Consider the following 13,244-nt stretch of genomic DNA (forward strand, 5'->3'; position numbering starts at 1 on the left):
ACGGAAGGCACGGGCATCGAGGCCCGGGGAGGGCACCATGACGATGATGCGCGCGATCGGACTGATGAGCGGCACGTCCCTCGACGGGGTCGACGTCGCCCTGATCGAGACCGATGGCGAGACCGTTCGGGTGGTCGAGAGCCACAACGGCTACCTCGAGCCCCTCGGGCCGACCGGCTATCGCGGCTACAGCGAGGAGGATCGGGCCCTACTGCGCCAGGCGCTGATCGATTCGGAAGGGGTCACCGCTCGCGAGGACCGGCCGGGCTGCCTCGCCGAGGCCGAGGCCTTCGTCACCGCCGCCCATGCCGAGGCGGTGGAGAGCTTCCTCGCCGACAACCAGCTCACGCCGGCCGACATCGACGTGATCGGCTTCCACGGCCAGACCGTGGTGCACCGGCCGGACCAGCGCATGAGCGTGCAGATCGGCGACGGCGCCGCCCTCAGCCGCCGCCTCGGCATCGCCGTGGTCTCGGACCTGCGCCACGCGGATGTGGTGGCGGGCGGGCAGGGCGCCCCCCTGGTGCCGGTGTTCCACCAAGCCCTCGCCCGCGCCTCCGGCTTCGAGGGCGCGCTCGGCATCCTCAACATCGGCGGCGTCGCCAACGCCACGATCCTGTCCGCGAACGGCGACGTCATCGCCTTCGACACGGGCCCCGGGAACGCGCTGATCGACGATTGGATGCGCGAGCGCACGGGCCGCCCCCTCGACGACGGCGGCCGCACCGCCGCCCGCGGGCGCCCCGACGAGCCGCTGCTGGCCTGGCTGCTGATCCACCCGTTCTTCGCCCGGCGGCCGCCGAAATCCCTCGACCGCAACTGGTTCTCGCACAAGCTCGCGGGCCAGCTCTCCACTGAGGACGGCGCCGCGACCCTGACGGCGTTCACCGCCCGCGCCGTCGCCCGCGCCCTCGACCACGCCCCCGAGATTCCGGCGCGCTGGATCGTCGCCGGCGGCGGCGCGCGCAACGGTGAGCTCGTGCGCCTGCTGAACTACCACCTGCGCGCCGAGATCACGACGGCCGACGCCATCGGCTGGTCCTCGGCCTACCTGGAGGCGCAGGCCTTCGCGCATCTGGCGGTCCGCTCGCTGAAGGGTCTGCCGATTACCTTCCCGTCGACCACCGGCGTGCGCGAGCCGACCACCGGCGGCGTGCTGGCGCGACCGGATGCCTGAGGTGCGGCGCGTGTCCTGGCGCACGGTCGCCCCGGGAGCCGCGCATGGCCGCACGCTGGCCCTCGGGCCAAACCCGCGCTAGAGCGGGAGCGCCATGTCGCACAATACGTTCGGACACCTGTTTCGCGTCACCACCTTCGGCGAGAGCCACGGGGTCGCCCTCGGCTGCGTGGTCGACGGCTGCCCGCCCGGGCTGGCCCTCTCGGCGGAGGACATCCAGGCCGAGCTCGACCGGCGCAAGCCCGGCCAGTCGCGCTTCACCACGCAGCGGCGCGAGGCCGACCAGGTCCGCATCCTCTCCGGCGTCTTCGCCGACGACCGCACCGGCGGCGTCCAGCTCACCACCGGCACGCCGATCGCCCTGGAGATCGAGAACACCGACCAGCGCTCGAAGGATTATTCCGAGATCCGCGACAGCTACCGGCCGGGGCATGCCGACTACGCCTACGACGCCAAGTACGGCATCCGCGACTATCGCGGCGGCGGGCGCTCCTCGGCCCGCGAGACCGCCGCGCGGGTCGCGGCCGGCGCCGTCGCCCGCAAGGTCCTGCCGGCCGGCGTCACCATTCGGGCCGCCCTGGTGCAGATGGGCCCGCACGCCATCGACCGGTCGCGCTGGGACTGGGAGGCGGTGAACGCCAACCCGTTCTTCTGCCCGGACGCCGAGACGGCGCGCTTCTACGAGGATTACCTCGACGGCATCCGCAAGGACGGCTCGTCCGTCGGTGCGGTGATCGAGGTCGTGGCGGAGGGGGTGCCCCCCGGCCTCGGCGCGCCGATCTACGGCAAGCTCGACGCGGATCTCGCCGCCGCGATGATGTCGATCAACGCCGTGAAGGGCGTCGAGATCGGCGACGGCTTCGCCTCCGCCGCCCTGCGGGGCGAGGAGAACGCCGACGAGATGCGCTCGGGCAATGCCGGCGCCCCGACCTTCCTCGCCAACCATGCCGGCGGCGTCCTCGGCGGCATCTCTACCGGGCAGCCGGTGATCTGCCGCTTCGCCGTGAAGCCGACCTCGTCGATCCTGACCCCGCGCATGAGCGTGACGCAGGACAACCGCGACGTCGACCTCGTCACCAAGGGCCGCCACGACCCCTGCGTCGGCATCCGCGCCGTCCCGGTGGCCGAGGCCATGATGGCGTGCGTCCTCGCCGATCACTATCTGCGCCATCGGGGGCAGGTCGGCGCGCGGGTCTGACCCCCGCCTGCGCCCGCCGCCGTCGATCCGCGAAACGCCAAGAGACAGCCCGTGCCCCACACCCACATCACCGAGGCCATCGAGGCCTATGCCCGCGGCGAGATCGTCGTCGTCACCGATGACGACGACCGCGAGAACGAGGGCGACCTCGTCGTCGCCGCCTCGCTCTGCACGCCGGAGAAGATGGCCTTCATCATCCGCAACACCTGCGGCATCGTCTGCGCGCCCCTGACCCGGGCCGAGGCCCGGCGCCTGCGCCTCGACCCGATGGTGGCCTCGAACGACGCCCCGCTCGGCACCGCCTTTACGGTGACGGTGGACGTTAAGCACGGCCTCACCACCGGCATCTCGGCCGAGCAGCGCTGCAACACCGTGCGGGCGCTGGCCAACGGGAACATGGGCGAGGACGATTTCGTCCGTCCGGGCCACGTTTTCCCGCTGATCGCCAAGGATGGCGGCGTGCTCATGCGCTCGGGACACACCGAGGCGGCGGTGGACCTGTGCAAGCTCGCGAACCTGCCCCCGGTGGGCGTGATCTGCGAACTCGCCAACGACGACGGCACCGTGATGAAGGGTCCGCAGATCACGGCCTTCGCCGAGCGGCACCACCTCAAGCGCGTCTCGGTGGCCGATCTCATCGCCTACCGTCAGGCTCGCGAGACCCTGGTGGAGCGGGTCGGCACCTTCCCGGTGAAGACCGAGTTCGGCGAGATGACGGGCTACGCCTACACCACGCCCTTCGAGACCGTGCAGCAATTCGCCTTCGTCCACGGCCGCATCGGCGACGGCAAGGACGTGCTGGTGCGCCTGCACCGGTCGAACGTGGTGGCCGACGTCATCGAGGGCGGGCGCCAGATCGAAACGGTGATGCGCCGCTTCGCCGAGGAGGGCCGCGGCATTCTCGTCTACCTGCGCGACGGCACGGCCGGCGTGCCCCTGAAGCCCTTCGCCGAGGAGGGCTCGGAGGCCCAGCGCGTGGCACAGTGGCGCGAGGTCGGGCTCGGCGCCCAGATCCTGCGCGATCTCGGCGTCTCGTCGATCCGCAACCTCGCGACCTCGTCGCGGGCCTATGTCGGCCTATCGGGCTTCGGGATCGAGTTCCTGGGCGACGAGCGCCTCGAGAGCTGAGGCGGGGCGCGGGAGCCTCCGTTTGCCCCCGACCCCCTGCAGGGTCCGGTCAGCGACGGGCGCAGTCGTCCGAGCCTCAGGCCTTGGGGCCGCTCGACCAGGACAGTCGGCGCGGGTGGGATCCCGACGGCGAACTCGGGTAGGACGGGGCCCCCGCCTGATCGTGCTCGGTGTCGCGGCGCGTCAGGATCTCGCGAACCGCGAGGAGGGTGAAGCGATACCAGATGTAGGCCCCTCGCAGGAGCCGTCGTCCCCCCGTCGCATCCACGTCCTCGATCAACCGCATTCCGCTTCTCCCTGCGCTCGGCGAGCGTCCGCGTTAGAACTACGTAGATTCGGCCGCGATGGCACCCATTTTCGTCCATCGCTTCGGGCGACGGACACGTGCCGCCTGCGACAAGCGCCATGGCCGACGCCTCTCGGCGACTTGCAAGCGCCGGGCCGTGGGCCTGGGTTTCGTACAAATCCGACCCGGACAAGGTCGTTTCGCACAGGGCAGCCCTGCGCGCGCAACACCCGCATAAGGCGAACCCGCCCGTCGCAGACCCGCACTAGGAAGGTCCGGCGCCGCGGACGGTTCCCTGCCGCACGCGACTTCGTGACAATGGCGCGCGTGCCCCGTGCGCGGCGCCGATCGCGACGAGGATGGAGAGCTTCATGATTGATGATGCGCGCGGTCGCGTTCTCGTTGCCGGCGGCGGCATCGCCGGACTGGCGCTGGCGCGGGCCCTGCACCGGCAGGGACGCCCCGTCCTCGCCCTGGAGCGACGCGCCGCACCGGAAGACGGCGGGCTCGCCATCAACCTCCCGGGCAATGCGGTGCAGGCCCTCGGGCAGCTCGGATTGAGCGACGCCCTCAAGCACGTCGGATCACCCGTGCGGCGGCGCGACTATCGCACCCATCGCGGCGACCTGCTGTTTGCCGTGGACGAGGCGGCGTTCTGGGGGGAGGCGGCCTGCCCGCGCTGCCTGCGCCGCAGCGATCTCCAGCGCCTCCTGGGGCAGGACTTCCCGGCGGAGACGATCCGGCGCGGCTGTACGATCCAGGCGATCGCGGCGACCGCCGCGGGCGTGACCGTCGATCTCGGCGCCGGCGGGGTGGAGCACGGCGGCCTCCTCGTCGGCGCGGATGGCGTGCACTCGACGGTCCGGCGTTCCATGTTCGGCGAACAGGCGACCCGCGCGGCGGTACTCGGACAAGCCAGCTGGCGATTCATGGCACCCAACCCGGGCATCGACGCCTGGACTCTCTGGGCGGGAGCGGGCGGCCTGTTCCTGCTCATTCCGGTCGACAACGGAGAGGTCTACGGCTGGGTCTCCATCAGCCGGGCCGGCGCGGGCGACCGGGATCTGGCGGAGGTTCGCCGGGTGTTCGACCGGTTTCCGCGCCTGGTGCAGGACACGCTGGATCGGGTGCTGCCCCGTCCCGACGCGATCCATCACTCCCCGCTCGAGGAGGTGCGGATCGCGCGCTGGACCCAAGGGCGGGTTCTCCTGGCCGGGGATGCCGCCCACGCCACGGCGCCGGTCTGGGCGCAGGGCGCCGCGCTCGCCCTGGAGGATGCCCTGGTGCTGTCCGACATCCTGGCGCACGAAACCGATTGGAACGCGATCGGTCCCGCCTACGAGGCGCGGCGCCGGCCGCGCGTGGCGCATGTCCAGGCCATGACCGATCGCCTGTCGCGCACCGCGACGCTGCCGGACTGGGTCCGAAACCGGCTGCTGCCCATGATCGGCCCGCGCAGCTACCGCGCCACTTACGCGCCCCTCCGCGAGCCGGTCTCGGTGTGAGATCCGGTTTGCAAAGGATCACGCACCCGGTGCAGGGCGCCGCATCGATCGAAGTGTCTGAGGAGATGGGGAGGCCTGGTAGGGACCTCATCGTTCAGAAGGGGACACCAACTCAGTTGAGCTGGTGCGGCCAAGAGGACTCGAACCTCCACCCCTTGCAGGACTAGCACCTCAAGCTAGCGCGTCTACCAATTCCGCCATGGCCGCATCGTCAACACACCGTTCGCGTCGGTCACCGGGCCCGGAGATCCTGTCTCACTCGGCTGCGGCGGCCGATCTCTCGGGGCGCGGCGCAGCCAATAACAGAGGGATTTCCGTCCGACAAGCGCCGCGAGGGCGGGATTAGAGAAAATCGACGCCGCTCTCGAGGACCGGGACCGCCCCCTCGCCGATTGTCACGCCGGCGAGGCGCACCACCTCGGCCTTCCGGATCAGCTCGGTGATTTCCACGGAGATGCGGTTGCCCGTGACGACGATCTGACCGCGCGCGATCGGATGGTCGTTCGCCAGAATCTCGACCATATCGGATTCAGTGGATTCGAGTTCGATCACGGCGCCGCGGCCCATGCGCAACAGCATGTGCAGCGGCATGTGACTGCGCCCGAGCACCACCGTAAGATCGACCTTCAGGTCTTCCAGAACCGCCACGCGACCCGTCCCTCGCTCCGGGACGGCGCGCGATGCGGCGTCCGCCCTTCCGTCCACCTTCCACGCGCGATGGTGAAGTCTTGGTAAACGAAACCCTAAACGCCCCCCGGCTGGCACTCCCGTCCGGGGACTTCCGGGCCGAGGCCGGCGCGGCGGCGGTGGAATGGCGGATCAGCGACGCGCTCGTGCCCTACGAAGAGGCCGTGACGGCCATGGAGGCGCGCGCCGAGGCCATCGCGGCGGGGCAGGCGCCGGAACTCGTCTGGTTGCTGGAGCACCCGCCGCTCTACACCGCCGGCACCTCGGCGCATGACGCCGACCTCGTCGCGCCCGGGCGCTTTCCCGTTCACCGGACGGGGCGGGGCGGGCAGTACACCTATCATGGGCCCGGCCAGCGGGTGGCCTACGTGATGCTCGATCTCAACCGGCGCCGCCGGGATCTGAGGGCCTACGTGGCCGCCCTGGAGGCCTGGATCATCGCGACCCTGGAGGCCTTCAACGTCCGCGGTGAGCGGCGGGAGGACCGGGTTGGGGTCTGGGTCCGGCGGCCGGAGCGCGGGGCGGAGGTCGAGGACAAGATTGCCGCCATTGGCATCCGGGTGAGGCGTTGGGTCAGCTTCCACGGCATCAGTCTCAACGTGGAGCCGGACCTGTCGCACTTCTCCGGCATCGTGCCGTGCGGCATCGCCGGCCACGGCGTCACCAGCCTCGTCGATCTCGGCCACCTCGTCTCGATGCCCGAGGTCGACATGCAGCTGCGCGCCGCCTTCGAGGCGGTCTTCGGACCGACTGTCCCGGTCGACTGACGCGCCCGCCCGGGCACCGCGACGTGGATCTCCCAGGAACTCATCGGTCGTGGTCGATGCGCCGCGGTCGAGGGGCCGGGCGCGTCCGGCCGGGATGCCGAACGCGCCTCGCCGTCCCATTCGCCTGCCGGCACGACCTGCAGCGTCAGGCGCCCGCGAGCAGGCCGAGAAGGCGCTCGGCTGCAGGGCCGGACGAGGCCGGGTTCTGGCCGGTGATGAGCAACCCATCGCCGACCACATACGGCTCCCAGTCCCCCGCCTTCGAGAACGTACCGCCGTTGCGGGTGAGCTCGTCCTCGACGAGGAACGGGACGACATCGGTCAGGCCCACGGCCGCTTCCTCGGTGTTGGTGAAGCCGGTGACGGCTTTACCGGCAACGAGGGGCTTGCCGTCAGGGGCTTTCGCGTGGCGCAGCACGCCGGGAGCGTGACAGACCAGCGTCACGGGCTTGTCGGCGCGCAGGGTCGCCTCGATGAGCCGGACCGAGGCCGGATCTTCGGCCAGGTCCCAGAGCGGTCCGTGCCCACCGGGGTAGAACACCGCATCGAAACCGTCATGGGTGACGCCATCGAGCCGCACCGTCTCGGACAGCTGGGCATTGGCCGCATCGTCGGCCTCGAATCGGCGGGTCAGGTCGGTCTGGAAACCCGGTTCGTTGCTCTTGGGGTCGAGAGGCGGCCGGCCGCCCTTGGGCGAGGCCAGCACGACCTCGGCACCCGCGTCCTTGAACACGTAGTAGGGTGCGGCAAGCTCCTCCAGCCAGAAGCCGGTCTTCCGCCCGGTGTCACCGAGGGTATCGTGCGAGGTCAGGACCATCAGGATTTTCATGGGTGCTCTCCGTTTACGGGGAAATCGGGGGTCGTCTGGGGATATGGGGTCGAGCGGCCGCGGAGCCGAGCGGATCGGCACGGGTTGTCGAGTGGATGCCGATTAATGCCGTTCGGACCAGAGCGCGGCATCGGCGCGCTCCGCGTCCACGGCGCGGAACGGCCGCGCCTCGACCGGTCGCTCAGGGTCGTTGGCCCGGCGGTCGGCATCGGGTCCGGCCATGCGGACGGCGCCGATCACCTCCAGGGTGATGCGCTCCTCGGCCGAGGCGGCGGCGCTCCCGAACAGGGACGCGCCGAGTTCGGCAAGCAGCAGGTAAGGGGCAACGCTGTGGGTGAGTTCGGAACGCATCATGCTTCTCCCTTCGATTCGAATTGAGTAGACCAGTCGTCTGGAAATTGGGCCGGACGGTGCTGTGGTGCCCGTCTCGCATCGTGCGATCAGGACGGTTGCAGGTTGAGGACGCGGCGGGTCGTGGCCATGGCGGCCTCGAACGGTGCGTCGGCGCGCTCGATCTTGGCCATGAGGCTGGCCCCGAGCCAGACGTGATAGAGCATCTCGGCGGTATCCCGGGCGCTGCCCTCGACCCGCAGCGACCCGTCCGCCACGCCCGCCTCGATCGCACCGGTCACCCGCGCGATGATCCCCGCCGTTCCGACCTTGAGGGCCAGGCGCATGGGCTCGGACAGATCCGAGACCTCGGCGGCCAGCTTTACGGCGAGGCACTTGCGCTGGTGATCGATACTCCCCTGCGTCGCCCGCCACTTGCGCCAGTAATTCATCAGGCGCTCGGCATGGCTGAGACCAGGCTCCGCCAGCGTCGCGTCAATGTCGGCCAGGTAAGCCTCGAAGTAATCCGCCAGCAACGCCTCGCCGAAAGCCTCCTTCGAGCCGAAGTAGTGGTAGAACGACCCTTTCGGGACCCGCGCCGCCACAAGGATCTCGTTGAGGCCGACCCCGGAGAACCCCTTCGCACCCACGATCGTGTGGGCGGTATCGAGGATGCCCTGCCGAACATCGGTGTTGCCGCTCGCCTGTGCCATGACGGCGATATAGGACCGATTAGACCGGTCGTCTAGTGCCCATGCGCAGTTTGTCGGCGTGGGCCGACGGCTCTGACGGCGAAACGCCCTAGATCACCGGCACGCCGCGCCCCTTGGCGTGCTCGCCCGGCTCGACGTGGATCACCACCACGGAGCCCTCGATGGCGCTCTCGATCGCGGCCTCCAGGCGGTCGCAGATCGCGTGCGAATCCTGCACCGTCATGGTGCCCGGCACCACGAGGTGAAAGTCGATGAAGGTGGCCTGTCCCGCGTGGCGGGTGCGGACGTCGTGCGCCTCCAGGGCGCCGGTGCTGTGGATCGAGATCAACGCGCGGATCTGCGCGACCATCTCGCTGGGGGCCGCCTTGTCCATCAGGCCGCTCACCGAATCGCGCACCATGCCCCAGCCGGACCACAGGATGTTGAGGGCGACCAGGCCGGCGATGAGCGGGTCGAGGATCGCGTAGCCCGTGAGCGCCACCAGGGCGACGCCGGCGAGCACGCCGCCGGAGGTGACGACGTCGGCCATGACGTGGCGGGCATCCGCCACCAGGGCCGGGGAGCGCCATTCCCGGCCGCGGCGCAGCAGGATCATGGCCCAGGCGCCGTTGATCGCGGTGGCCACGAGGTTGACGACGAGGCCGGTCAAGGGCGCGTCGAGGGGCTTCGGGTCGAGGAGCCCGTGGAAGGATTCGCGCAGGATCAGGATCGCCGCCACGATGATCAGGGCGCCCTCGATCACGGCGGAGAAGTACTCGGCCTTGTGATGGCCGTAGGGGTGGTCGTCGTCGGCCGGGCGGGCGGCGACCCGCAGGGCGATGAGGGCGAACACCGCCGCCACCACGTTGATGATGCTCTCGAGGGCATCCGAGTACAGCGCGAGGCTGCCGGTGACCCAGTAGGCGGCGAACTTGAGGCCCATCACCAGGGCGCCGAGGCCGGCGCTCAGGAGGGCAGCTTTCTGGGTACGGTCCATGACGACGTCCGGTCTCGCGCCGGGCGCAGCGACGACGCCCGGTCGCGCGGCCATAGCGCCCGTCCCTGCGCCAAGGCCACGGCAAAGGTTGAACCCGCCGCTGAACGATTGAGCCGGGGCTATGCCGTCTCGGGTGCTTCGGACGCTTCGGACGCTTCGGGCGCGGCGGGCCTGCGCGCCTGCTCGCGCGCGGCGAAGCGCGCGCCCTCGGCCCGGGCGCGCTCGGCCCGGCGCCGGAAGCTGCGGGCGCTCCAGTTCCAGCGCGCGGCATCGGCGAGGGCCTCGAGGCGCTGCGCCTCCCGCTCCCAGTACGACACCAGTTGCCCGTCCAGGGTCACGCGGCCCGGCCGCACCGGCCGGGTGATTCCGTCGCTCATGCCTCGAACTCCTGCCTCGATCCCACCGTGCGTGGACCCGCTTATCGCAACCTCAGGTACGAAAATCCAGGCGGGTCGCACGCTCGCCCGACCGCATCATCGAACCGGCCGGACCGGCCTGGGTTCCGGACGGGCGCGCCGGACCATTGATCCGGGCGGACAAACCATGCAGGTGGCGCGGCATGCGCGTCGATCTCTTCGATTTCGAGTTGCCCGAGGCCAGCATCGCCCTCAGGCCGCCGGTGCCCCGCGATGCCGGGCGCCTCCTCGTGGTCCGGCCCGGCGAGGGCCTGGAGGACCGGCGGGTGCGTGACCTCGCGCAGCTCCTGCGCCCGGGCGACGCCCTGGTCTTCAACGACACCCGCGTGATTCCGGCGCGGCTCGCCGGCCTGCGCCATCGCCCGGGTTCCCCGGGCCTGCGCATGGAGGCAATGCTGCACCTGCGCGAGGCCCCGGACACCTGGCGCGCCTTCGCCCGGCCGGGCAAGCGCCTCGCCGCCGGCGACCGGGTCAGCTTCGGCCGCCACGGCGCCAGCGAACCCTGCGAGCTCGGCGGCCTCGACGCCACCATCGCGGCGAAGGGGGAGGGCGGCGAGATCACCCTGCGCTTCGATCTGGCCGGACCGGCGCTCGACGAGGCCATCACCGCCCTCGGAGACCTGCCGCTGCCGCCCTACATCGCCGGCAAGCGCCCCACCGACGCGCAGGACGCCACCGACTACCAGACGGTCTATGCCCGCGAGCCGGGGGCGGTGGCGGCCCCCACCGCCGGGCTGCACTTCTCGGAGGCGATGCTGTCCGAGCTCGATGTCGCCGGCATCGCCCGCCACACCGTGACCCTGCACGTGGGCGCCGGCACCTTCCTGCCGGTGAAGGCCGACGACACCGCAGACCACCGCATGCATGCGGAGATCGGTCGCCTCGACCCCGACACCGCCGCGGCCCTCAACGCCGTGCGGGCCCGCGGCGGGCGCATCGTCGCCGTCGGCACCACGGCCCTGCGTCTCCTCGAGAGTGCGGCCGACGCAGACGGGCGGCTTCACGCCTTCGCCGGCCAGACCGAGATCTTCATCACCCCGGGCACGCGCATTCGCGCGGTGGACGCCCTGATGACCAATTTCCACCTGCCGCGCTCGACCCTGTTCATGCTGGTCTCGGCCTTCTCGGGCCTGGAGACCATGCGGGCGGCCTACGCGCACGCCATCGCGGAGGGCTACCGCTTCTACTCCTACGGCGATTCCAGCCTGCTGTTCCCGGCGCGCGGCTGACGCCGCCGGCCCGGGCGGTGTTTGCCTCGAAAGCGCCGGAGGCTCTAAGACGGCGCCCATGTCCGAGCCCGCTCCCCCCTCCGCATCCGGCGGCCTGCCCGCCGACTTCACCTTCCGCGTCGACGCCACCGACGGGGCGGCGCGCACCGGCGCGATCACGATGCCGCGGGGCACCATCCGGACGCCGGCCTTCATGCCGGTGGGCACCGCCGCCACCGTGAAGGCGATGTATCCGGGCCAGGTCCGCGAACTCGGGGCCGACGTGGTCCTGGGCAACACCTATCACCTGATGCTGCGTCCCGGCCCCGAGCGCATGGCCCGCCTCGGCGGCCTGCACCACTTCATGAACTGGCCGCACCCGATCCTCACGGATTCCGGCGGCTTCCAGGTCATGTCGCTCTCGGCCCTGCGCAAGCTCGACGAGCAGGGCGTGACCTTCCGCTCCCACGTGGACGGCTCGACCCACCACATGAGCCCGGAGCGCTCCATCGAGATCCAGGGGCTGCTCGGCTCCGACATCCAGATGCAGCTCGACGAGTGCGTCCGCCTGCCGGCCGAGCACGCCGCGATCGAGAAGGCGATGCACCTGTCCCTGCGCTGGGCCGAGCGCTGCCGCGTGGCCTTCGGCGCCCAGCCCGGGAAGGCGATGTTCGGCATCGTCCAGGGCGGCGACGTGCCGGCCCTGCGGGTGGAGAGCGCCCGCGCGCTCGTGGATCTCGACCTCAAGGGCTACGCCATCGGCGGTCTCGCGGTGGGCGAGCCGCAGGACGTGATGCTGGCGATGATCGAGACCGTGGAGCCGCACCTGCCCGCGGGCAAGCCGCGCTACCTCATGGGCGTCGGTACCCCGGACGACCTGATGCGCTCGGTGGCGCGCGGGATCGACATGTTCGACTGCGTGATGCCGACCCGCGCCGGGCGCCACGGCCTCGCCTACACCCGGCACGGCCGGATCAACCTGCGCAACGCCCGCCACGCCGAGGACACCCGCCCCCTCGACGCGGCCTCGGCCTGCCCGGCGGCCCGCGACTACTCCCGGGCCTACCTGCACCACCTGGTGCGCAGCGACGAGATCCTGGGGATGATGCTGCTGACCTGGAACAACCTGTCCTACTACCAGGACCTGATGGCGGGCCTGCGCGCCGCCATCGCGCAGGGCCGCCTCGCCGACTTCAGCGACGAGACCCGCGCGGCCTGGGCCCGGGCCGAGGCCGAGCGCGCTGCGGCCTGACGCACCATCCCCGGGGGACGGCCGCGAAGCCGGTTGACCCCATACCGCCGAGCCCCTATTGCGAGCCACGCTGTTCGACACGGCGCGGCGCCGAGCGCCGCAACGCCCCGTCGCACACGAGCGCGTAGCTCAGTTGGTAGAGCAACGGACTTTTAATCTGTAGGTCCTGGGTTCGAGTCCCAGCGCGCTCACCACCATTTCAGACCCCGAAAACATTCCTGCGCATCCCCGTCCCGGCGCCGATCATCGGTGATCTGTCGCGATGGCTAGGCTTGGTCCGCTAAACGGAGCCGGGCGAGCAGGACGACGCCGCAAGCGTGCAGGCCCCCTCGCCAGTCGGGGGACGGGGCGGGCGAAAACCGCCGTCCGATACGGCGTTCGATGATCCGGTACGTTCAGAAACGGGGAGCAATTCGGGTTCGATCCCGGAAACGTCGCTGGCGCGCCGGTGCGAACGGGACTGCGAACACGGTGGCTGCTTACGGGAAACGGGTCGGCTCGGCCACGTCGGACACAAATGCCATCACAGACGCCGTCACGCCGCGGGCTCTGCCCGTCCGAGCGCTCGTCGCTGGAGGTCACCGCCCCAGTTCGCAGCCCACCCGCGCCGTGACCCCGCGCGTCAGGCTGTTTGCATCGGCAGGAGGACGGGTAGCCAAGTGCAACGACAATCCTGACAACGATGTGGAAGGTTGAGGACCCTAACGTGTTGCGGAAGGGGGACACGCAGCCGTTGTTTTCCGAAATCGGCAAAACCGTCCGAGTCTTTGGT

14 protein-coding genes and 2 tRNA genes are annotated in these 13,244 nt (G+C 70.7%); 8 read left to right on the top strand and 8 right to left on the bottom strand.

The features are described 5' to 3' along the window. Positions 1-37 precede the first annotated feature (37 nt). The 3 genes from ASF58_RS22815 to ribB all read left to right on the top strand — a co-directional run bounded on the left by ASF58_RS22815 (position 38) and on the right by ribB (position 3,503). Positions 38-1,177 (top strand): anhydro-N-acetylmuramic acid kinase, encoded by a 1,140-nt coding sequence (locus ASF58_RS22815; RefSeq protein WP_055958075.1) that lies wholly within the window; start codon positions 38-40, stop codon positions 1,175-1,177. A 94-nt stretch (positions 1,178-1,271) separates the two neighbouring features. Further along, on the top strand, positions 1,272-2,375 hold the full coding sequence (aroC, locus tag ASF58_RS22820) for a chorismate synthase (RefSeq protein WP_055958078.1): 1,104 nt from the start codon (positions 1,272-1,274) through the stop codon (positions 2,373-2,375). Positions 2,376-2,426: 51 nt separating this feature from the next. Further along, on the top strand, positions 2,427-3,503 hold the full coding sequence (gene ribB / locus ASF58_RS22825) for a 3,4-dihydroxy-2-butanone-4-phosphate synthase (RefSeq protein ID WP_055958080.1): 1,077 nt from the start codon (positions 2,427-2,429) through the stop codon (positions 3,501-3,503). A 76-nt stretch (positions 3,504-3,579) separates the two neighbouring features. On the opposite strand, the gene ASF58_RS22830 is transcribed toward ribB, so the two are convergent. Continuing rightward, positions 3,580-3,789, bottom strand: coding sequence for a hypothetical protein (locus tag ASF58_RS22830; RefSeq protein WP_055958083.1), 210 nt, complete (start codon positions 3,787-3,789; stop codon positions 3,580-3,582). Positions 3,790-4,160: 371 nt separating this feature from the next. On the opposite strand from ASF58_RS22830, the gene ASF58_RS22835 reads away from it, so the two are divergent. Next, positions 4,161-5,294 (top strand): FAD-dependent monooxygenase, encoded by a 1,134-nt coding sequence (locus ASF58_RS22835; protein ID WP_055958194.1) that lies wholly within the window; start codon positions 4,161-4,163, stop codon positions 5,292-5,294. 122 nt (positions 5,295-5,416) lie between these two features. Here the strand turns inward: ASF58_RS22835 and ASF58_RS22840 are convergent. After that, positions 5,417-5,501: transfer RNA gene (locus tag ASF58_RS22840), tRNA-Leu, on the bottom strand. A gap of 135 nt (positions 5,502-5,636) precedes the next feature. Then, complete coding sequence (locus ASF58_RS22845) at positions 5,637-5,942, bottom strand: FliM/FliN family flagellar motor switch protein (protein WP_055958086.1); 306 nt, start codon at positions 5,940-5,942, stop codon at positions 5,637-5,639. A gap of 80 nt (positions 5,943-6,022) precedes the next feature. On the opposite strand from ASF58_RS22845, the gene lipB reads away from it, so the two are divergent. Then, positions 6,023-6,748, top strand: coding sequence for a lipoyl(octanoyl) transferase LipB (lipB, locus tag ASF58_RS22850; protein ID WP_082513259.1), 726 nt, complete (start codon positions 6,023-6,025; stop codon positions 6,746-6,748). A gap of 145 nt (positions 6,749-6,893) precedes the next feature. Here lipB and ASF58_RS22855 read toward each other — a convergent pair whose 3' ends face one another. The 5 genes from ASF58_RS22855 to ASF58_RS22875 form a co-directional block, all read right to left on the bottom strand. Further along, positions 6,894-7,577, bottom strand: coding sequence for a type 1 glutamine amidotransferase domain-containing protein (locus ASF58_RS22855; protein WP_055958089.1), 684 nt, complete (start codon positions 7,575-7,577; stop codon positions 6,894-6,896). A gap of 102 nt (positions 7,578-7,679) precedes the next feature. Then, a complete protein-coding gene (locus ASF58_RS22860; protein WP_055958092.1) occupies positions 7,680-7,931 on the bottom strand; it encodes a hypothetical protein in 252 nt (83 codons plus the stop codon). A gap of 86 nt (positions 7,932-8,017) precedes the next feature. Further along, entirely contained in the window at positions 8,018-8,620 is a 603-nt protein-coding gene (locus ASF58_RS22865; RefSeq protein WP_055958095.1) for a TetR/AcrR family transcriptional regulator, read from the bottom strand. 88 nt (positions 8,621-8,708) lie between these two features. After that, positions 8,709-9,596 (bottom strand): cation diffusion facilitator family transporter, encoded by an 888-nt coding sequence (locus ASF58_RS22870; RefSeq protein WP_055958098.1) that lies wholly within the window; start codon positions 9,594-9,596, stop codon positions 8,709-8,711. 119 nt (positions 9,597-9,715) lie between these two features. After that, the gene (locus tag ASF58_RS22875) at positions 9,716-9,973 is read right to left on the bottom strand and encodes a hypothetical protein (RefSeq protein ID WP_156375847.1); all 258 of its coding nucleotides are present in this window, start codon (positions 9,971-9,973) and stop codon (positions 9,716-9,718) included. A gap of 182 nt (positions 9,974-10,155) precedes the next feature. On the opposite strand from ASF58_RS22875, the gene queA reads away from it, so the two are divergent. The 3 genes from queA to ASF58_RS22890 all read left to right on the top strand — a co-directional run bounded on the left by queA (position 10,156) and on the right by ASF58_RS22890 (position 12,666). Next, on the top strand, positions 10,156-11,241 hold the full coding sequence (queA, locus tag ASF58_RS22880; RefSeq protein ID WP_055958101.1) for a tRNA preQ1(34) S-adenosylmethionine ribosyltransferase-isomerase QueA: 1,086 nt from the start codon (positions 10,156-10,158) through the stop codon (positions 11,239-11,241). A gap of 58 nt (positions 11,242-11,299) precedes the next feature. Further along, positions 11,300-12,472: a tRNA guanosine(34) transglycosylase Tgt gene (tgt, locus tag ASF58_RS22885; RefSeq protein ID WP_055958104.1), complete on the top strand. Its 1,173-nt coding sequence runs from the start codon at positions 11,300-11,302 to the stop codon at positions 12,470-12,472. A gap of 118 nt (positions 12,473-12,590) precedes the next feature. Then, positions 12,591-12,666: transfer RNA gene (locus ASF58_RS22890), tRNA-Lys, on the top strand. Positions 12,667-13,244 lie beyond the last annotated feature (578 nt).

The sequence above is a fragment of the Methylobacterium sp. Leaf125 genome (assembly GCF_001423085.1).
Taxonomy (GTDB): Bacteria; Pseudomonadota; Alphaproteobacteria; order Rhizobiales; family Beijerinckiaceae; genus Methylobacterium.